Origin of the sequence: Hymenobacter armeniacus, assembly GCF_014699055.1 — a bacterium.
In the GTDB taxonomy this organism is placed as follows: domain Bacteria; phylum Bacteroidota; class Bacteroidia; order Cytophagales; family Hymenobacteraceae; genus Hymenobacter; species Hymenobacter armeniacus.
The window spans coordinates 383,258-402,973 of sequence record NZ_JACXAC010000005.1 but is presented as its reverse complement, the minus strand read 5'-3'; the positions used below and the strand labels follow the sequence as shown (position 1 = coordinate 402,973).

At 64.1% G+C, this 19,716-nt stretch carries 19 protein-coding genes; 6 read left to right on the top strand and 13 right to left on the bottom strand.

The genetic code is table 11. From position 1 onward, the window contains the following. Window positions 1-82 precede the first annotated feature (82 nt). Complete coding sequence (locus IC234_RS16400) at window positions 83-442, top strand: YraN family protein (protein ID WP_190926668.1); 360 nt, start codon at window positions 83-85, stop codon at window positions 440-442. A gap of 9 nt (window positions 443-451) precedes the next feature. On the opposite strand, the gene IC234_RS16395 is transcribed toward IC234_RS16400, so the two are convergent. Further along, window positions 452-1,504, bottom strand: a complete 1,053-nt coding sequence (locus IC234_RS16395; protein ID WP_190926666.1) for a toxin-antitoxin system YwqK family antitoxin — start codon at window positions 1,502-1,504, stop codon at window positions 452-454. A gap of 224 nt (window positions 1,505-1,728) precedes the next feature. Continuing rightward, window positions 1,729-2,553: a cyanophycinase gene (locus tag IC234_RS16390; protein ID WP_190926664.1), complete on the bottom strand. Its 825-nt coding sequence runs from the start codon at window positions 2,551-2,553 to the stop codon at window positions 1,729-1,731. 261 nt (window positions 2,554-2,814) lie between these two features. Here IC234_RS16390 and mgtE point away from each other — a divergent pair, with 261 nt between their 5' ends. Continuing rightward, window positions 2,815-4,191 (top strand): magnesium transporter, encoded by a 1,377-nt coding sequence (gene mgtE, locus IC234_RS16385; protein WP_190926661.1) that lies wholly within the window; start codon window positions 2,815-2,817, stop codon window positions 4,189-4,191. Between the two features lie 287 nt (window positions 4,192-4,478). Further along, on the top strand, window positions 4,479-4,808 hold the full coding sequence (locus IC234_RS16380; protein ID WP_190926660.1) for a hypothetical protein: 330 nt from the start codon (window positions 4,479-4,481) through the stop codon (window positions 4,806-4,808). A gap of 87 nt (window positions 4,809-4,895) precedes the next feature. Here the strand turns inward: IC234_RS16380 and arfB are convergent, their stop codons facing one another. From arfB to IC234_RS16360, 4 genes are all read right to left on the bottom strand, one after another. After that, window positions 4,896-5,276: an alternative ribosome rescue aminoacyl-tRNA hydrolase ArfB gene (arfB, locus tag IC234_RS16375; protein WP_223827727.1), complete on the bottom strand. Its 381-nt coding sequence runs from the start codon at window positions 5,274-5,276 to the stop codon at window positions 4,896-4,898. Window positions 5,277-5,306: 30 nt separating this feature from the next. Further along, complete coding sequence (locus IC234_RS16370; protein ID WP_190926655.1) at window positions 5,307-6,254, bottom strand: 3-oxoacyl-ACP synthase III family protein; 948 nt, start codon at window positions 6,252-6,254, stop codon at window positions 5,307-5,309. Window positions 6,255-6,382: 128 nt separating this feature from the next. Further along, the gene (locus IC234_RS16365) at window positions 6,383-7,840 is read right to left on the bottom strand and encodes a carbohydrate porin (RefSeq protein ID WP_223827725.1); all 1,458 of its coding nucleotides are present in this window, start codon (window positions 7,838-7,840) and stop codon (window positions 6,383-6,385) included. A gap of 58 nt (window positions 7,841-7,898) precedes the next feature. Continuing rightward, window positions 7,899-8,303 (bottom strand): winged helix-turn-helix transcriptional regulator, encoded by a 405-nt coding sequence (locus IC234_RS16360; RefSeq protein ID WP_190926651.1) that lies wholly within the window; start codon window positions 8,301-8,303, stop codon window positions 7,899-7,901. Window positions 8,304-8,445: 142 nt separating this feature from the next. Here IC234_RS16360 and IC234_RS16355 point away from each other — a divergent pair, with 142 nt between their 5' ends. The 3 genes from IC234_RS16355 (at window position 8,446) to IC234_RS16345 (ending at window position 11,004) form a co-directional block, all read left to right on the top strand. Next, window positions 8,446-9,369, top strand: coding sequence for an NmrA family NAD(P)-binding protein (locus tag IC234_RS16355; protein WP_190926649.1), 924 nt, complete (start codon window positions 8,446-8,448; stop codon window positions 9,367-9,369). 69 nt (window positions 9,370-9,438) lie between these two features. Continuing rightward, a complete protein-coding gene (locus tag IC234_RS16350; protein WP_190926646.1) occupies window positions 9,439-10,221 on the top strand; it encodes an alpha/beta fold hydrolase in 783 nt (260 codons plus the stop codon). Between the two features lie 72 nt (window positions 10,222-10,293). After that, on the top strand, window positions 10,294-11,004 hold the full coding sequence (locus IC234_RS16345) for an SAM-dependent methyltransferase (protein WP_190926644.1): 711 nt from the start codon (window positions 10,294-10,296) through the stop codon (window positions 11,002-11,004). A 127-nt stretch (window positions 11,005-11,131) separates the two neighbouring features. On the opposite strand, the gene IC234_RS16340 is transcribed toward IC234_RS16345, so the two are convergent. The 7 genes from IC234_RS16340 to IC234_RS16310 form a co-directional block, all read right to left on the bottom strand. Next, window positions 11,132-12,499 carry an ammonium transporter gene (locus IC234_RS16340; RefSeq protein ID WP_190926642.1) on the bottom strand — a complete coding sequence of 456 codons (1,368 nt, stop codon included), beginning with the start codon at window positions 12,497-12,499 and terminating at the stop codon, window positions 11,132-11,134. A 118-nt stretch (window positions 12,500-12,617) separates the two neighbouring features. After that, window positions 12,618-13,922, bottom strand: coding sequence for a sensor histidine kinase (locus IC234_RS16335; protein WP_190926640.1), 1,305 nt, complete (start codon window positions 13,920-13,922; stop codon window positions 12,618-12,620). A gap of 244 nt (window positions 13,923-14,166) precedes the next feature. Next, window positions 14,167-15,549, bottom strand: coding sequence for a sigma-54-dependent transcriptional regulator (locus tag IC234_RS16330; protein ID WP_190926638.1), 1,383 nt, complete (start codon window positions 15,547-15,549; stop codon window positions 14,167-14,169). 43 nt (window positions 15,550-15,592) lie between these two features. Beyond that, complete coding sequence (locus IC234_RS16325; RefSeq protein ID WP_190926636.1) at window positions 15,593-16,300, bottom strand: head GIN domain-containing protein; 708 nt, start codon at window positions 16,298-16,300, stop codon at window positions 15,593-15,595. Window positions 16,301-16,443: 143 nt separating this feature from the next. Beyond that, window positions 16,444-17,646 (bottom strand): ABC transporter permease, encoded by a 1,203-nt coding sequence (locus tag IC234_RS16320; RefSeq protein WP_190926634.1) that lies wholly within the window; start codon window positions 17,644-17,646, stop codon window positions 16,444-16,446. Between the two features lie 58 nt (window positions 17,647-17,704). Continuing rightward, window positions 17,705-18,967, bottom strand: coding sequence for an ABC transporter permease (locus IC234_RS16315; protein ID WP_190926632.1), 1,263 nt, complete (start codon window positions 18,965-18,967; stop codon window positions 17,705-17,707). Between the two features lie 40 nt (window positions 18,968-19,007). After that, window positions 19,008-19,676, bottom strand: coding sequence for an ABC transporter ATP-binding protein (locus IC234_RS16310; protein ID WP_190927150.1), 669 nt, complete (start codon window positions 19,674-19,676; stop codon window positions 19,008-19,010). Between the last annotated feature and the right edge of the window lie 40 nt (window positions 19,677-19,716).

The following is a 19,716-nucleotide window of genomic DNA, read 5'->3' as shown; positions in this document are numbered from 1 at the left end:
TTGGCTTGCGCGCGCCTTCGGTTAGCTTGCGGCGGCTTGCGCCGGGGCTGGTGCAACCAAGCCCTTCCGACCCTTCTTACCCATGGCCCACGCCCCTCACGAATTAGGCCAGGCCGGCGAGGCCGCGGCCGCCGACTTTTTTCTGGCCCAAGGCTACCAGGTGCTGGCCCGCGGCTACCGCCACGGCCGCGCCGAAGTCGACCTGGTGTTGCGCCAAGGCAACGCCCTCCTGGTGTTTGTGGAAGTAAAAACCCGGTCGTCGGGCCAATTCGGCGCCCCCGAAACTTTTGTTTCGACCCGCAAGAAGGAGCTGTTTCGGCTGGCCGCCACGCATTTGCAGGAGGAACTGGACTGGCGCGGCGACATCCGCTTCGACATCGTGGCCCTTACCCTGCTGAGCCAGGGCTTCCGACTTGAGCACTTTGAGGATGCTTTTTACTGAGCCTAAAGCTTACTTCTTGCGGGGCGTTACTTTAGGAGACGCCTTGGGCACGGTGCGGGGCGTGTAGCCGGGGCGGCGGGTTTGGCCCGGCCGGTCTTCGGCTTCGGGCTGGCCGCGCTTGTCGAGGTTCTTCTCTTTGTCGTAGATGAGGGTGGCGTTGCGGTTGTACTCGCGCACCAGCTCGGGCTCGGTCACTTCGGGGTCGTAGCCGGATTCGGCGTATTGGTACTCGTAGTGGCGGCGGCCGCGAAAGCCCCAGTACTTGGTCCAGATGCCCACGCGCTTGCCGTTCTCAAACTGGCCGCGCCAGTCGGGCTGGCCGTTCACGAGAAACTTGGCGTAGTCGCCCTCCAATTTGCCGTTTACGTAGGGCACCACTTCGTTGATTTTGCTGCGGTCTTCGCCGTAGTAGCTCACGTTGGCATCGCGCGGGAAACCCATCTCGTAGTGGGTTTTGGTGAGCAGCACGCCGTTTTTATCGAAGGTCTCCCAACGCAGGTGCTTGGTGCCCAAGGCATAGAAGCCGGTTTCGAGCACCTTGTTGTTCTGCAGCACCTTGTACGGCCCATGCAGAATCTTGAGGTTGGTAGCGTCTTCTTCCACAGCCGCCAGCTTCAGGATTTTGTGCTTTTTGGTGTCGTAGTAATAATGCGCCGGCGCATAGTCGCTCAGCACCTTGGGATACTTCAGGAAGTAAAAGATGGCGATTTTCTGATTGCGGCCCTTGGGGCCGGTTTTCACGAAGGCCTTCTTCATCTTCTCGCCCAGAAAGACGTTTTTCGGCTTTTTCTTGGCCTTGCGCTGGGTGTCTTTCTCTGCGTCTTTGGCGGCTTTTTCTTGCTCTTTGGTGAGCACCACCTTGCGGGCCGTGCTGAGCGAAGGCTTGCCGTTGAGCGAGTCGGCCGTGCGCGTCAGCGTGTCGGCCACGAGGGCCACGGGTTCGTCGGGCGTGCTTTTGAACGACACGGTTTTGCGTGTGCACGCCCACGGCAGGAGCGTGAGTGCCACTACCAAAATACCCAGAAAACGCAGCGGCCGCAGCCACAAACGAAGATTACGCATGAAAAGCACCAAATAATTTCGCCGCATCAACGCAAATGTAGGACGCTTTGGTGCCCGTGGGGAGGGGAGGCAGGGAAAGGAGGGCGTCTGTCATCCTGAGCGCCGCGAAGGACCTTCTCCCCGAAGAACGATTTGCAGCAATTCAATCAGCGCAGGCGTGAGAAGGTCCTTCGCGGCGCTCAGGATGACAGACGCTATCCACTTTTTCTTATCGTCCGTCTCCCCTACCCCGCCTTCACCTCCCGCGTGACCAGGTCGAGGTGCTGGCCGGCCACCATGAGGTGCAGGCACAGGTTGTGGCCGCTGATGACTTGGTCATCGGGCAGGTCGGGCAGGTTGTTGTGGGTGGCGGCGGCGGCGTCTACTATCACCACGGCTTCTTCGCCGAATACTTCGGCGGGGTGGCCGGCGCGAATGACCAGCCCCGTTTCTTCGCTGAGGCCAATGCCCAGCAGCGTGGGCTGCGCCAGCACGGCGTGCATGAGCCGCGGGTAGCGCCCGCGCTCGGCAAAGTGCTGGTCGAGCAGCACGCCCGGCAGCAGGCCCAGGCCGGGCTTCACGTCGACGTGGCCCGCCAGCAGGCTACGCCAGCCGTGGCCGTTCACGAGCATAAAATCGGCCACGGCGGAGGCACCGGCGCTGGTGCCGGCCACGATGAAGCCGGCCTCGGCCTGGTGCTTGTGCTTGAGAATGGCCAGAAATTCGGTGCCGAGCAGGAAATCGGTGATGCGTTCCTGGTCGCCGCCGCTCATGAAGACGAGGGCGGCGCGGCGCAGGCGCGCCAGGGTGGCCGGGTCGTCGGCGGGGTTGTTTTCGTCGACTTGCAGGTGGCGCACGTGGGGACAGCCCAGCTGGTTCCAGGCGTGGGCGTAGGCAGCGGCGGTGCGAGCGGGCTGGCGGCGGCTGGCCGTGGTGAGCACCTCAATGGGCGAGTTGCGGTCGGGCAGCAGCCGGGCCAGCAGGGCCAGCATGGGGTCGTCGTCGCCGCCGCCTAGCACCACAAGGGTGCCCAGCGGCGCAGTGGCAGGCAAAGAGGAATCGGCGGGCATGAACACGAATTTGGAAAGGCAAGATAGAATGGTGAATACGGGGAAACTGCGCCGCTTGCTGTGCGCCGCGGCGCGGCTGGCACTTCCTGAGCCAACCAAAGCTGCTACGGCCGAGGTAATGCCGCGGAACCGGGCGCGCTTTTTATCGCCGTCAACTTTGGTTCGGTCGGCCATTTACCGCCGGCTTCGCGCTACTTTTGCACCGCAATTTTCCGTTCCCCAACCCCGCTTGCCTAGCGAAGCACCTCCGCCCCTCTTTTCATGCAGCCGCAGACCGTGGAAACCATCACGTCCCTGATTCAGGAGGGCGAGTTTTTTAAGCTTAAGCAAGTACTCCGCGACTTTCAGCCGTCGGAGCTGGTATCCCTCATTGAGGAGGAGGAAGAACGGGAACAACTCATCATTTTCCGGCTGCTGCCCCTGAAGCTGGCCACCGAGGTGTTCGAATACCTCGACCTGGAGGTGCAGAAGCACTTTCTGGAAAACCTGGCCCAGGACAAGATGGCCGACATCCTCAACGAGATGTCGCCGGACGACCGCACGGCCCTGCTCGAATTCCTGCCCGCCAACTTCGTGGCCGAGCTGGTGCAGAGCCTCTCGGAGGAAGAGCGCAAGGTGACGCTGCAGCTGCTGGGCTACCCCGAATACTCGGTGGGCCGCCTGATGACGCCCGATTACATCGCCATTCGCGAGAACTGGACGGTGCAGCAGGTGCTCGACTACATCCGGCAGCACGGCGGGCAGTCCGAAACGCTGAGCATGCTCTACGTGACCGATGCCCACGGCGTACTCATCGACGACATCCGCATTCGGGAGTTTCTGCTCACGGCGCCCACGGCGCGGGTGCGCGACCTCATGGACCGCCGCTACGTGAGCCTCGTGGCCAACCAGGACCAGGAAGAAGCCATCGATATTTTCCGGCGCAACGACCGCAACGCCCTGCCCGTGGTGTCGGACCAGGGCATTCTGCTCGGCATCGTGACCATCGACGACATCCTGAGCATTCGGGAGGAAGAAGACACCGAAGACATCCAGAAGTTCGGCGGCTCCGAAGCCCTCGACGAGCCCTACCTCACCATGCCCCTGCTGCGGCTGGTGCAGAAGCGGGCCGGCTGGCTGGTTATCCTGTTTCTGGGCGAGTTGCTCACGGCCTCGGCCATGCAATTCTTTGAGGGCGAGCTGCAAAAGGCCATCGTGCTCGTGCAATTTGTTCCTCTGATTATCAGCTCGGGAGGCAACTCGGGCTCGCAGGCCACGTCGCTCATCATCCGGGCCATGGCGCTGGGCGAGTTCACGCTGGGCGAGTGGTGGCGGGTGCTGCGGCGCGAAATCGTCACAGGCTTAGCCCTGGGGTTGATTCTCGGACTGGTGGGCTTCGGGCGCATTGCCATCTGGCAAAGCATCACGCCAATTTACGGCGAGCATTGGGTGCTGGTGGCCCTCACGGTGGGCGTGGCGCTGGTGGGCATTGTGCTGTGGGGCTCATTGGCGGGCTCCATGCTGCCGCTGCTGCTCAAGCGGCTGGGCCTGGACCCGGCCACGTCGTCGGCACCTTTCGTGGCTACGCTGGTCGACGTCACGGGCTTGATTATCTACTTCTCGGTGGCCCTGCTGCTGCTGCGGGGCACGCTGCTGTAAGGCAGCAATGGGCAAAAGGATGGGTAGCACTTTCTGCGGCTCGAAAAGCCGACGGGCTCCGCGTGCTGGAACCCAGGCGGCGCAGGCAGGTAATAACCGCTCCCGTAAAAACACGGGGCAGAATCACGTAGAATAGCGGGTTGTGAAAATCAAGTAGTTGTGCGCTTATACGCCGGGCGTCCGGGCTGTCTCTTTGTACTGTCAAACGAAGCTTCAGTGAGACACCAGGCGGTTGCCGAAAAGCCTTGACCCAGAGTAGGCGCACCCATCTTTTTTCTACTACCCCCATGGCACTCCAACAAGTAGGGCAGTTCAAACTCAACCAGCAAGGCGGCTACGTTTGCCGCACCGAATTTGTGTACCTCGACGACAACGGCCAGCTGCAGTCGTCGGCCCAAACCAGCAACGAGCTGCTGGGCCAGTCCTACACCACCTCGCCCGGCGACCTGGGCGTGCCCGACGGCGCCACCACCTGGATGAAAATCTGGGTGATGTGGGGCACCGACAACCAAGCCACCCAAGCCTTTACCTACACCAAAGGCGCCGCCCCGACGGCCGAATACACCTGCTCCGGCACCACCCTCAGCAACCACCTCGCCCTCGACGGGGTGAAGTAGCCGCCACTCCATCAACTGGCAACCAGAAAAAAGCCCCCGTGCCCATGGCACGGGGGCTTTTGTGCAGCCTAGAAGCGGCCCGCGCCGCTAGTCCAGCTTGCGGCGGTTGGCTTTCTTGTCGCTGTGCAGCTTTTTGCCCTCCAGGCGCTTGCGCACGGCGGCTTTGCTGGGCTTGGTGGCCTTGCGGGGCTTGGGCCGCCGCAGGCTTCGGAGCAGCAGCTCGTGGAAACGGGTCAGCGCAATTTCCTTGTTGCGCAGCTGGCTGCGGTCGTCCTGGGCCGTGACGAGGAGCAGGCCCTCAGCGGTGAGCTGGTTGCCAATCTTTTCCAGAATCAGCTCCTTCTGCGCCTCGGTCAGCACCTGCGACTCGCGCAGCGGAAAGCGCAGTTCCACGCGCGATTCCACCTTGTTCACGTTCTGCCCGCCCGGCCCGCTGCTGCGGCTGGTTTGGAAAGTGATTTCGGGCAAAAAAGCGTCGGGCGGCGGCAGCATGAGGTTCTATTTCTCCAGCAGCATAGCGCCGTAGGAATAGCCGCCGCCGAACACGGTGATAATCACCTTGTCGCCGCCTTTCAGCGTGTCCCACACTTCGGCCAGGCCGATGGCGGCGCCGGCGCAGCCCGTGTTGCCGAGGCGCTCGATGTTGCTCACGGCGCGGGCGGGGTCGAGGCCGAGCTGCTTGGTCACGTTCTTGGAGATGCGCAGGTTGGCCTGGTGCGGAATCAGGTAGGTGAGCTGGTCGATGGCAATGGCGTGCTTGTCGAGCAGCTGCTGGGTCACCTTGGCCATGTAGATGCAGGCCTGCTGGAACACGTCGCGGCCAAACGGCATCACGATGCCGCGCTCCACGGGCTTCAGGGTCACCGACTCGTCGGCTTTGCTCACGGGCGCCGCGCCGCCGGTGATGACCTCGGCAATGCGCAGGTCGCCGGGCGCGAGGCGCTCCTTGCTGATGAGCAGGGCCGCCGCGCCGTCGCCCCAGAGGTGGCCGGCCATGGTGTCTTCCTCGTTGTTGTAGGCGGTGTTGTGCTCCGTGACGACCACTACGGCGCGGGTGGCCTTGCCCATGGCAAAATAACCCTCCACAATTTCCACCGCATTCAGCAGCGACGAGCAGGCCGAGGAGATGCTCACCGTGGGGATTTCGTTCACGTCCAAATCCCGCTGCACGGCGTGGGCGGCCGTGAAAATGGTGTCGTGCGGCGTGTAGGTACCCACCACAATAAGGTCGACGCTAGCGGCAGCAAAGGCGGGGGCGGCGGCGAAAGCCGCGCGGGTGGCCGCAATGGCCATGGTGTTGGCATTTTCGCCGGGGGCCGCTTTGCGCCGCTCCTGGATGCCGGTTCGCTCAATTATCCACTCGCTGGCCAGGCCATTCAGGCGGGTGAAGTGAGCATTGGTGACGACGGCCTCCGGAAGGTAGGACGCCACATGATGAAGGTACACGGACTGGGGTTGGATGGGGAAACGCAAACGCGCCTTGCGGCGGGCACAAAGGTACGGCCCCCGGCCCGCGGCGGCCGGCCCCAACCGTCCAGATGCCCGAATTTTACACGCAGGGCCACTTCCCGCCCCTAAAACTCGACGTGCAGCCGCACCGCCGCCACGTGCACCGGCCCGCTGCGGTCGCGGTTGTAGCCGGGGTTGATAACGAGTTGGTAATCGGGGCTGATGGAGGCGTGGTAGCGCGGCAGGCTGAGGCTGTAATACACCTCGCCAATGCTTTCGAGGCCGTAGTTCAGGGCGCCGTCGCCCACGATGAAGCCGTAGCCGCCGGCCGCCAGATAGGCCCGGTGCTCAGGGCTGAGGCCGTTCACCACCACGGCAGCCCCGAGGCGGTCGTCGGGCCGCTGCCAGCGGGCGCCGGTGCTCACCAGCCCCAGGCTGGCGCTGTGGTCGATTTCGGTGAAAGCCCAGGTTTCGTAGCGGCCGTCGTTGTAGCTCACGCGGGCAAAAAGGCCCACGTTCTTGGTCAGTTCCTGCTCGGCGTTGAGCGCAAAGCCGGTTTTGGTGCGGCCCGGTGCCCGAAACAGGGCCACGGCCGAGGTGTCGGCGTGCAGGCGCGGGTTGGCCGCGGTGGCGGCGCGGTAGTCGCCCATGGCCGCCACGTTGCGAAAGCCCAGCAGGCGCAGCGTGCCCTGGCGGCCACCCAGGCGGTAGCTTTTGGTGAGCTCCACGGTTTCGGCGTGGGCGGTGCGGTAATGAAAGTCCAGCGTGGGGCCGTTGGCATAAGTAGGCTCCAGCGTCGAGCCCACACGCAGGGCAAAGGCGGGCGTCACGTACTCCACCACGCCGCCCACGGTGTAGCCGCGGGTGTTGGCGGCGTAGTCCCAGCCGCCGGCACTCATCAGGCCCCAGTTCAGGAACTGCGTGCGGGGGTCGTGCGAGTAGCTGTTCTGGTCGAAGAAATCGGCCACGCTGAACTTGCCCACATTGAAGGCGAGGTAGCGCGTGGGCCGGGGCCCGGCCAGCTGGTTGAGGTCGTCTTCGTCGGCATCAGTGCCCGGGCCCAGGGCAATGGTCTGGCGCAGGTAGAGGCGGGCCAGGTACAGCACGGGGTCGGCCACGCCGATGCGGAAAGTTTCGCCGTTGGTGAAGCCCGCAATGCCGCGGGCACTGCTCAGGCCGCTGCCACCGGCCACCTCGGGGTTGAAATACACGGCCGCGCCTTTCCACAGCCGCCGCCCGATGAACAGCGTGGAGGTGAACGACAGCTTCGCCGATTCGCGGTCGGCCAGGCTGTAGTCGCCCGCATACGGCGTGCGCAGGTCGTTGTGCCACTGGTCGATGAGCGTTTGCTGGAAGTGCAGGCTCCAGTTGCGCGGCTGGTCGGGGGCGTCGTTGGGCTGGTGGGCGGGCTCCTGGGCCGATGCGGCGTTGGGGGGCGTAACCGGCGTGGCCCCGCCGGGCGGCGTGACCTGGGCGCGGGCCGGCCCCACCAGGAGCAGCGCCCCCGCGAGCAGAGGCAGGAACTGTTTCAGAAGACGAAAACAACAAGGGCCAACCGAAGCCGCCCGGGATGAAAACGTCAAACCTAGACCGTTGCGTCTGTAGGAAGCATGAAGCCAGCCTGCTGGTTGTCGGGCGGTTCTAGCCTTGCCCGGCGCCGGCCGGTGCCTCAGCGGCAGCGCTGCGGTCTAAGTACTGCAGGCCCCAGCCCAGCAGCTCGGCAAACATGGGCCGCACGCGCTGGCCCTGCGCCGTGAGGCTGTAGTCGACGCGTGGCGGCACGGTCTGGTGCACGGTGCGCGCCACAAGGCCGTCGGTTTCCATCTCGCGCAGCTGCTGAATGAGCATCTTCTCCGTGATTTCGGGCATCAGCCGGCGGAGCTCGCCGTAGCGCCGCGGCTCGTCGAGCAAGTACGACAGAATGAGCAGCTTCCACTTGCCACCCAACACGTTGAGCGTGGTGCGCACCGGGCACACCAAGTCATTTCGGGTAGATGAGGCCAGCCAATACGCCTCGGCCTGTTGTTGTTTGGTGGGCTTGCTCATAAAATTATTTTTCTGATTGTCAACGATTCTTTCTATCAGGTAAGTACCCTACTTTTTAGTAGGTACTTGCGAAAAGTAAAGTTACACATTCACCTTTGCATGGCCAGCGGGCAACAGGGTCCCGGCATCACTACTCCGACTCATGGCTAAGAAAATCACCGTATTAGGCGCCACCGGCAACATTGGCACCGCCCTCGTTCACCACCTGCTGGGCCAGGGGCACCAGGTCACGGCCGTGGCCCGTCCCAGCGCCCGCCTCGACGCGCTGCAACAAGCAGGCGCCACCACCAAAGCCGGCGATGCCCACGACGCGGCCTTCCTCACCGATGCCCTGCGCGGTGCCGACGCCGCCTTCCTCATGATTCCGCCCAGCCCCACAGTGCCCGACGTGCTGGCCCACATGCAGCAAATCGGCGAGGCCATCGCCCAGGCCGTGCGCGACGCCGGCGTGCGCCACGTGGTGCACCTGAGCAGCATCGGGGCCGAGCAGCCCACCGGCACCGGCCCCGTGGTGGGCCTGCACCACCAGGAAGCCCGCCTCAATGCCATTGAGGGCTTGGCGGTGGCGCACCTGCGCCCGGCGTATTTCATGGAAAACCTGCTGGCCAACGTGGGCATGGTGCAGCACATGGGCATCATCGGCTCGGCCACGCGGCCCGACGTGGCCTTCCCCATGGTGGCCACCCGCGACATTGCCGCCAAAGCCGCCGAGCTGCTGAGCGGCCCGGCGCTGGAAGGCCACACCGTGCACTACCTGCTGGGCCCGCGCGACTACTCCATGGCCGAGGCCACGGCCATTCTGGGCCGGGCCATTGGCCGGCCGGAGCTGCCTTACGTGCCGTTTCCTTATGCCGATGCCCGGCAGGGCATGGTGGGCGCCGGCCTGAGCGAAAACATGGCCGACCTCTACATTGAGATGACTCAGCACATAAACGAAGAAAAATCGATGACCAAGGGCCCGCGCACGGCCGAAACCACCACGCCCACCACGCTGGAGGAATTCGCCCAAACGGTGTTTGCGCCGGCGTTTGAGGGCGCCGCGGCAGGCGCACCCGCCACGGCATAAGCGGGGCCGTGTGCCCTAATACGACATGCTCTTCGGCTCGGCCGGGGAGCCTGTCGCTATTTTTGCCTCATGCCTTTGCTTCATCACCTCGACCAAGGCCAGGGCCGGCCCCTGGTCATCCTCCACGGCCTGTTTGGCACCCTAGACAACTGGCAGAGCCTGGCCCGCCGCTGGGCCACCGAAGCCGGCCTGCGCGTGGTGAGCGTGGACTTGCGCAACCACGGCCGCTCCTTCCACAGCCCCGAACACAGCTACGCCCTGATGGCCGAAGACGTGCTGGCCCTGTTCGACCACCTGCAGCTCGGCCCCGACGTGACGCTGATGGGCCACAGCATGGGCGGCAAAGTGGCCATGCGCCTGGCCCTGGACCACCCCGAGCGGCTGGCCCGCCTCATCGTGGTCGACATTGCCCCGCGCTTTTCCGACATGGAGCATCAGGACGACATCCTGGCCGGCCTGCAATCCGTGGATTTCACCACCTGCACCAACCGCCAGGAAGCCGACGCTGCCCTGGCCAAGCACGTGCCCAACGTGGGCACCCGGCAGTTTCTGCTCAAAAACCTGTACCGCACCGAAGACAACACTTTTGCCTGGCGCATCAACCTGCCGGTACTGGCGGCGCAGCTGGCGGCCATTGGCGAGGCCACCACGGCAGCGGCCCCGTTTCTGAAGCCGGCCCTGTTCATCCGGGGCGGCAAGTCCGACTACATCACCGCCGAGGACAAGCTGCACGGCATTCCGGCCCTGTTTCCCAACTCCGAAGTGGCCACCGTGGTGGACGCCGGCCACTGGGTGCACGCCGAAAAACCGGAGGAAGTGTTTGGGTTGGTGCGGGCGTTTGCGCTGCAATAACCGGGGCTTTGTGGCCCAGCGCTGACCCCACCCGCGGCTGTGCCGTTCCTTTGCGGCTTATTCCCCGCGCCCATGCCCGCCACGCTGTACCTTCTCCCCACGCCCCTGGCCGACGACACGGCCCCGCAGGTGCTGCCGCCGCAGGTGGTGGCCGCCGTGGCCGCCCTCCCCTACTTTCTGGCGGAAAACGCCCGCACGGCCCGCCGCTTCGTGAAAAGTGTGGCCCCGCACCGCGTGATTGAGGACATTCGCTTCACCGTCATCGACAAAGACAGCACCGACGCCGAGGTGCGCGCCGCGCTGGTGCCGCTGGTGAAAGAAGGCCTCGACGGGGGTATTCTGAGTGAAGCCGGCTGCCCCGGCATTGCCGACCCGGGCGCGGCGCTGGTGCGCGAGGCCCACCGGCTGGGCCTGCGGGTGGTGCCGCTGGTGGGGCCGTCGTCGCTGCTGCTGGCGCTCATGGCCTCGGGGCTGAACGGGCAGCAGTTTGCCTTTCACGGGTATTTGCCCATCGAGAAGGCGCCGCGCGTGGCATCCATCAAAGCCCTGGAGAAGGAGGCCCAGCAACGGCAGCAGTCGCAGCTGTTCATCGAAACGCCCTACCGCAACGGGGCTTTGTTTGCCGATTTGCTGGCGCACCTGCAGCCGGGCACCCGCCTGTGCGTGGCGGCCGACGTGACGGGCGCCGGGGAGTTCATCAAGACGTTAACCGTCTCGGATTGGAAGCGCCTGCCAGCGCCGGAGCTGCACAAGATTCCGACGGTGTTTGTGCTGGGGACGTGACGCATTTATATCAGCACGTCATGCTGAGCGCAGTCGAAGCATCTCGCGTGCAGGAGTAAATAATTACTTTCCCGGTAGAGATGCTTCGACTGCGCTCAGCATGACGTGCTGATTATTTATGACGTCGCTACGAGGCCCGTACCACGTAGCGCAGCTCGCTTTCGGGCACGGCCTCGGGCACGATGGGCAGCACGGTTTCGCCGTGCTGGCTCATGTCGAGGCCGTCGGCTTCGTGGCGGGCATTCACCCGAATGGGAATGAGCAGGTTGGTGAACTTGTAGAGCAGGTAGGAGCCGCCGAAAGTGAAGACGGAGATGAAGGCCAGTGCCCCGAGGTGGCGCAGCAGCAGCGTCCATTCGCCGGTGGTGGCCAGGCCGCCGTTCTTGGCAAACACGGCCGTGAGAATCATGCCCACGATGCCGCCCACGCCGTGGCAGGGAAACACGTCGAGAGTATCGTCCAGGGTAGTTTTGTTTTTCAAATCGACAGCGCCGGCGCTGATGGCGGCCGCCACCACGCCAATAAACAGCGCCGGACCGTAGCTAATGTAGCCCGCCGCCGGCGTGATGGCCACCAGGCCCACCACCGCGCCAATGGCCGCGCCCGCCGCCGACGGCCGCTGTCCGCGCACGGCTTCAATCATCATCCAAGTGAGCATGGCGGCGGCCGAAGCCAAGTGCGTGGTCATAAAGGCCTGCACCGCCGTGGCGTTGGCCGCCAGCGCCGAACCGGCATTGAAGCCAAACCAGCCAAACCACAGCAAACCCGTGCCGATGAGAATGAACGGCACGTTGGGCGGCACGTGGGTGTGGCCTTCGAGGTGGGTGCGGCGACGGCCCAGGGCCAGCGCGCCCGCCAGCGCCGCAAACCCGGCCGAGATGTGCACCACCGTGCCCCCTGCAAAGTCTAGTATGCCCCACTTAAACAGGAAGCCGTCGGGGTGCCAGGTCCAGTGGGCCAGCGGGCAGTAGATGCACAGGCTGAACAGGCACATGAACAGCAGGTAGCCCCAGAAACGAATCCGCTCAGCGAAGGCACCGCTGATGAGGGCCGGCGTGATGATGGCAAACTTGAGCTGAAAGGCCGCAAATAGCACCAGCGGCAGGTTGGAGGCCAGGCGCGGGTGCGGGGCCGTGCCCACGTTGTTGAACATGAAGAACGTGAGCGGGTTGCCAATCACGCCCCCGATGCTGTCGCCAAACGCCAGCGAAAAGCCCACCACGTACCACAGTATCGAAATCACGCCCAGCGCGATGAAGCTCTGCAGCATGGTGGAAATGACGTTGCGCTTGCTCACCATGCCGCCGTAGAAAAACGCCAGCCCCGGCGTCATCAGCAGCACGAGGCCGGAGGCCGAAAGCATCCACGCCAAGTCGGCGGGATTGAAGGCGTCGGCAGCGGCTTCGGGGTGGCTTTGGGGCAGAAAGGCTGCGACTCCGGCCAATAGAAGGATAAAGCCGAGGCAGGCAGTGGCCAGGTATTGCTTGCGAGTCATAACAGGGAGCAGATGATGGGCTATTCCACGAAGTTATGCAACATCATTTACAAATGCACCCTAAATTTTTAGGTCACTTTTCCTGTAAATGTAAGTTTAATGGAAATATGCCCCCTTCTCAAGAGGTCATTTCGATAAAAAATGCCGTGCGTTGGTCTTTTTGGGTAGTGAGTTGAAACCGGAACCCGTGCGCCAGCAGAATGTCGCGCACCAACGTCAGGCCAATGCCCTGGCCGTCGCGCTTGGTGCTGAAAAAAGGCGTAAACAGGCGCTGGCTGATTTCGGGCGTCAGGCCCGGTCCGTCGTTTTCGATGGTGACGGTGGGCGGCTGCGCGGTGGTGCGCACCCAGATGTTGCCGTCGTGGCCAATGGCTTCGAGGGCATTTTTGGCGATGTTTAGGAGGGCTTGCTCCAGCTGCTGGGCATCGAAGCGCAGCAGCAGCGGTGTTTCCGAAATGTCGAGGTGCCACCGGATGTGCCGCTCTTCGCTCTGGGGCTGCAACAGCCGGCAAATGCCACGTAGGAGGGCGTGCACGTCGGTGGGCTGGGGCACGGGGGCGGGCAGCCGCACCAGTCGGGCAAAGTTGGCAATGAAGTTGGCCAGCTGGGTGTTGCGGGCGATGCTGACGTCGAGGGCCTGCGCGAAATCGGGCTGGTCGGCGGGGTCGAGCTGCGGGCGGTAGTGCTCGAAGCTGTGCAGGATGGAGTTGATGGCGCCGATGGAATTGTTGATTTCGTGCGACATCATCCGAATCAGCTTGCCGTAGGACTGTTTTTCCTGCTGAATCAACTCCTGAGTCAGCTCTTCGAGCAGAATGAAGCGCCGCGTGAAGCCCCGGTCGAAGAAGTGTGCGGCGTGGGCCCGGTAGGTTTGCAGGCCCGAGAGGCGCAGGCTCTGCGGCTGCTTTTCGGTGAGGTTGGCCAGGGCCGGGCCCCAGGCGCCCGGCAGCGCGGCGGGCAGCTGGCCCAGCAGCGCCTGGGCCGGCTGCCCGAGAAAGCGTTCGGCGGCGCTGTTCACGCTGTCAATGCGGCCTTCAAAGTCTAGAATGAGCACGCCGGCCGGCGAGGCCTCGATGAGCCGCTCCAGCAAAAAGCTCTTTTCGTGCTGGCTCACGCGCTCCTGCCGCAGCTCGTCAATCATGTGGTTGTACACGTCGATGAGCTGGTCCATCTCGCGCTGGCCCACCGGCACAAACTTCATCGAGAAGTCCTTGGCCTGGATGGCCGCCGTGCCCGCCGCGATGAGCTGAAACGGCCGCACAAATCCCCGGTAGAGCCGCACCGTGAGGTAGATGCTCGCCAGCAGCAGCGCCTCCGAAGCCACGAAGAGCGTCGGATTGGTGGTGCGCAGCTGGGCCGCCAGCGCAATGAGCACGGCGTGAATGATGGTGACGAAAAGAAGGAATTGGGTGCGGAGCGTCATGGGTTGCGGGGGGGCAGGACGACAAATAAAAGAACGTCATGCTGAGCGCAGCCGAGACATCTCGCTTGGCTCGTTCTGACTTGACGCCTCACCCCCCAGCCCCCTCTCTCAGGGAGAGGGGGTGCGTTCGATAACTCTAGCCAGTGCGCAGTAATCGGGCCGCCGTGGCTCCCCCGAAGAATGGTTTGTCGCATTCCCCTTCGGAGAGGGGGCCGGGGGGTGAGGCGCCCAGCAGAATGACGCCCTACTCGTCGAACGGAATGCCGTGCTTCTCAAACCGCCGGTACAGCGCGCCCCGGCTCAGGCCCAATGCCTTGGCCACGCGGCTGATGTTGCCGTCGTAATGCGCCAGGCTCTGGCGTATCATCTGGGCTTCCAGCTCGTCCAGGGTCATGGTGCCGGGGGTGGGCAGCTCACCGGGCGCGGGCGCGCGGGCGGGCAGCCGCTGGGCGTTGGCCTGGAAGTCTTCGGGGCCCAGCTCGTCTTTGCCGCTCACGAGCACGGCGCGCTCCACCAGGTTTTTCAGCTCGCGGATGTTGCCGGGCAGGAGCTGCTCGCGCAGCCAGTGCATGGCGCGGGCGCCCACCTTCAGGGCCGGGCGGTGGTAGGTGGCGCGCAATTGGTCCACGAAGTGCTGGGCCAGCAGCGGAATGTCGGCGGCCCGCTCGCGCAGGGCCGGCAGGCGCACCGTAATCAAGTTGATGCGGTAGAACAGGTCTTCGCGGAAGCGGCCCTGCTGCACCATCTCGGCCAGGTTGCGGTTGGTGGCGGCAATGACGCGGATGTCGAGGCGGCGCGGCTTGGAGTCGCCCAGCACCTCGTAGGTGCGGTCTTGCAGCACGCGCAGCAGCTTCACCTGGCTGGCCAGCTCCAGCTCCCCTATCTCGTCGAGGAAGATGGTGCCGCCGTTGGCCAGCTCGAAGCGGCCCACCCGGTCGGCCTTGGCGTCGGTGAAGGCGCCGCGGCGGTGGCCGAACATCTCGCTTTCAAACAAGCTGCTGGAAATGCCCCCGAGGTTCACCTTCACAAACGGCTGGTTTTTACGCTGGCTGTTGCGGTGAATGGCTTCGGCGATGAGCTCCTTGCCGGTGCCGCTTTCGCCTTCAATCAGCACCGAGGCATCGGTGGGCGCTACCTGGCCCACGTTGCGGAGCACGTGCAGCAGCTGCGCATCCTGCCCGATGATGTCGGCGAAACGGTACTGGCGGTCGAGCTGGCGGCGGCTGGCGCTGGGGCTGCCGGCGTCGGCCGGGTGGGCGTCGTGCAGGCTGAGCACCGTCCGAATGGTTTGGAGCAGGGCGTCGTTGTGCCAGGGCTTGGTCACAAACTCGGCCGCGCCGGCCTTCATGCCCTCCACCGCCAGGCTGATGGAGCCCCAGCCGGTGATGAGGATGACGGGCACCTGCGGGGCCAGCTGCTTCATATCGCGCAGCAGGGCCAGGCCGTCTTCGCCGGTGGTGGCCAGCGAGAAGTTCATGTCCATGAGCACCAGCGTGGGCGGGGCTTCGCGCACCACGGCCAAGGCCTCGGCGGGCGTGGCCACGGCCTGAGCAGGGTAGCCGGCCTGCTTCAGCAGCAGCCGGAGCGACGTGCGGACGGCCAAGTCGTCGTCGACGATGAGAAACATAATGCAGAAAAAAGGTGAGTGCGGCGGGCAGGCGGGCGGGATGCTACCGCCCTTTCACGCTGCCGCCGCTGCTGGTGTGCTTGGTGACCTGGGGCGAGCCGGCGTAGCGCACGTCGCCGCCGCTGGAGGCATCGGCCATCAGCTTGTCCTGCACGGCCACGCTGATGGTGCCGCCGCTGGAGGCCTTGGCATCGCAGGTGGCGGCCTGCACGTTTTGGCCCTTAAACACGCCGCCGCTGGAGGCGCGCACGCTCAGGCTTTGCACCTTGCCGCCGAGGGTGGCCACGCCGCCGCTGCTCACCTGGGCCTGCACGGCCACGCCGGCCAAAGTGGGCGCGGTGAAAACGGCACCAGACGAGACGTCCAGCTTGAAGTTGTTCACGGCGTAGTCGTTTTTCACCGTCACCCGGGAGCCGCTGCTGGCCTCCACGCCGGTGAGGGGGCCGGCCACAATGCTCACGCGCAGGTTGCGCGGGCGGTTGTCCTTGCTCCACGTCTCGTTCAGCTTGTGTTCAAAGCTTACTTTCAGCACGCCGTCGCGCACTTCGGTTTTGAGGCGGTCCAGAAACTCGGCGTTGTCGGCGCTGGCTTCCACGCGCTGCGTGGTGCCCGAGGCCACGGTCACCTGCACCCCGTCGGAAACTTCGAGGGCATGAAAATCAGCCACGGTGCGAATTTCGGGTGCGGTTTGGGCAAAGGCGGGCGCGAAGGCGAGCAGCCACAGCAGGGCGAAGGTGGAGAGAGCTTTCATGCGGAAAAAGGGAAATGAGTGAGTGAAAAGAATGGCTTTTGATACCCCAGATGCATGCCGGGTGGCCGGGGTTGCCCGGGTACCGGCGCCGGCGCCGGTTCGTTACCGCCCACCGGCAAAATAACGCCGGGGCCGCCATCGGCCTACTCCTCGCGCAGGGCCACGGCCGGCTGAATGGCGGCCGCCAACCGGCTGGGCTGCCACGCGCACAGCGCCGTGATGAAATAGACCGCGGCTGCCGCTGCCCCGATGGCCAGCAGGTAAGGCTGAGCAGGCAAATCGAAAGCATTGAGCAGCGGAAACTGCGCCGCCAGCAGGGTGCCTAGCAGCACACCAAACGTGGTGACCACCATCATCTCTCCCAGAAACTGCCAGCCGATGCCCGCGCCCGTGGCACCCATGGCCCGCCGTAGCCCAATCTCGGCCCGGCGCTGGCTGATGTTGTACCACAGCACCCCAAACAGCCCCAGCGCCACGTTGATGATGAGAAACAGGCCCATGATACACAGCCCCACCACCGGCACCAGCGTGTAGAGGCGGCGGTGCAGGCGCTCGTTGTCCATCACGCGAACCTGGCTGGTCCATTGGCGCGTGACGCCAGCCACGGTGCGGGCTATTTTCTCCTGCAGCTCGCCGCCCGAGCCGGGGGCCACGCGCACCAGCACGTTGGCCGTTTCCCAGTGGGTGGTGTCGTAGGGAATAAGGCGCTTCCACACCGAGGGAATGGCGGCCGAAAAGTCGCTTTCCATGCGCACGGCGTCTACCACGCCCGTCACCAGAAATTCGTCTTCGGGTTTGGCTGGTCCTTTGCCGGGGTTTTCCCAGGTGAATATTTTGCCTAGGGCCGGGCCGTTGCCAAACATGCTTTCGCGCAGGTCCTGGCTGATGACCACGGGGCGGTGGTTGCTGCCGTCGTCGGATGGCGCAAACCAGCGCCCTTCGCGCAGGTGCAGCTGCATGGCCTCTCCGTAATGGTCGTCGGCGTCGTACACGTTGGCTTGCGGCGACTTCTTGCCCTCGTACTCAAACACCGAGTTGTTGGTGTTGAAAATGAACGGTGTGTTGCCGCTGGTCAGGGCCACGGTGCGCACGCCGGGCAGGGCCTTCACCTGACGCAACACGTCGTCTAGTTCGGCGCGGGGCATTTTCAGGTTCTGGCCGGCGCGCACCTCCAGCCGCCACACCTGCTCGTAGTTGAAGCCGTGCGGGGCCAGGTAGTTTTTGGCCGCGGTGATGAGCACCGCGCCCACCCCAAACAGCACCACGAAGGAGAAAAAGACTTCGGAAATCAGCAGCAGGTTGGCCCGCTTGCGGTTCCAGATGAGGGTGAAGAGATGGCGGAGCATGGGGAGTTGGAGGAGGAATTAGCAGGAAGAAAAACAGCACGTCACGCCGTTTGGCAGGTTACTTCTGGTCGCCGCTGCCGCGCAGAGCAGCCACGGGGTTCAGGCGCGACATTTTCCAGGCCGGGTACACGCCGCTCATCAGCCCGAAAATGAACGTGAGCAGCATACCCCAGCCAAACACCCGCCAGCTGAGGACGAAGTGGGCGTAGGCTACGGGGTGCGCTTCATTTACCAGGGCGAGGGCGCCGGCGGCCAGCCCCAGCCCCAGCAGCCCGCCCACCAAGGCCAGCACCACGTTCTCCACCAAAAACTGCCCCACCAGATTGCCGCCCGTGGCCCCAAAGGCCTTGCGCACCCCAATCTCGCCCGAGCGTTCCAGAATGCGCGTCACGTTCAGGTTCACCAGGTTCAGGGCGGGCAGCAGCATGAAGAGCAGCGCCAGCCCGCCCACAATTAGGTAGAAGGCGCCGATGTTGTCGTCGTCCACGGTCTGGTCTTGGTGGTTGAGCAGGGCCCGCGTGAAGGAGGCTAGAATGGGGTCGGCATAGGAAAACACGGCCTTCACTTCCTTCGGATTCGGGATTTCCACACGTCGCATCATCTGGCGGTATTCCTCGCGCATGGCCGGCACCGCCGCCGCCGAGGGGGCCAGCAACACCGGCAGAAACTCGCCGTTGAGGCGGTTGTCCTTGAAATAATTCGCGCTCAGGGTGTAGGGCAGCCACACGTCGGCGTAGGCGTAGATGCGCGCGGCTGATACGTTGCGCACTACGCCCGCCACCCGGTAGCGCTTCAGGTCAATTTCAATGGGCCGGCCCACCACGTCAGTGCTTCCGAAGTAACTGCGGGCCGTGGCCTCGTTGATTACGCACACCCGCTGGGCCTGCTGCACTTCGGCTTTGCTAAATGCTCGCCCACCCAGGAAATCGAAGTCCATGATTTGCCAAAAGTTACCGTCGGTGTAGGCCACGTCCAGCGGCAGCAGCTTGCTCTTGGTGAAGGCCGTGGCGTTGGAAATCCCCGAGCTGATACCCACCAGTTCCGGCGTTTTCATTTTCCGGACGTAGTCGTCCACGAAATGAATGCTGGCCGGCATGTTCATCCAGCCGTGGTTGTCCACCATCTCGTGCCGGATGGTGTTCACAAACAGCATCCGGTCGATGCGCTTCGCGGGCGCGCCCGGCCCCACCAGGTGGTCGAACATGGCCATTACCACCAGCAATATCATCAGCGTGAAACTCACGCCAAACAGGCTGATGAATGTGAAGAACTTGCGGCGCATGAGCACCTTCCAGGCAATTTTGAGGTAAGAGAGAAGCATGGCTTTCCGGTTATCAGTTTTCAGTGAGCAGTTAACTGAATCAGCCCACTTGGCTGCCATCGAAGAAGCGCACCACGCGCTGCGTTTTCAGGGCCTGCTGCTCGTCGTGGGTCACCATCACGATGGTCACGCCGTCCTGCCGGTTCAGGCCCAGCAGCAGGTCCATGATTTCCTCGCCCATCACCGAGTCGAGGTTGCCGGTGGGCTCGTCGGCCAGAATGATTTCGGGGCCGCCGGCCAGGGCCCGGGCAATGGCCACCCGCTGCCGCTGCCCACCCGACAGCTGGCCGGGGAAGTGCCCTGTGCGGGCGCTCAGGCCCACTTTGTCGAGGGCGTCGAGGGCGCGCTGGCGGCGCTCCTTGCCGCCCATGCCCTTGCGGTACAGCAGCGGCACCTCCACGTTGTCGACCACCGAAAGGTCGTTTATCAGGTGGTAGCTCTGAAATACGAAGCCGATTTTCAGGTTGCGCAGGTTGGCCAGTTCGCGGTCGGAGTACGACTGCACGGTGCGGCCGTCTACCTCAATCGTGCCGCGCGTGGGCTCGTCAAGCAGGCCCATCAGGCTGAGCAGCGTCGACTTGCCGCAGCCGCTGGGCCCCATCACCGACACAAACTCGCCGCGGTTGATGGTGAGGTTGACCTGGTTCAGCGCCACCGTTTCGATGGTCTTGGTTTGGTACACCTTCTCGATGTTGGTGAGCCGAAGCACGGGCAGGGCGTCCGTAGCGCCGTTCAGCGGCTGCGAGCGG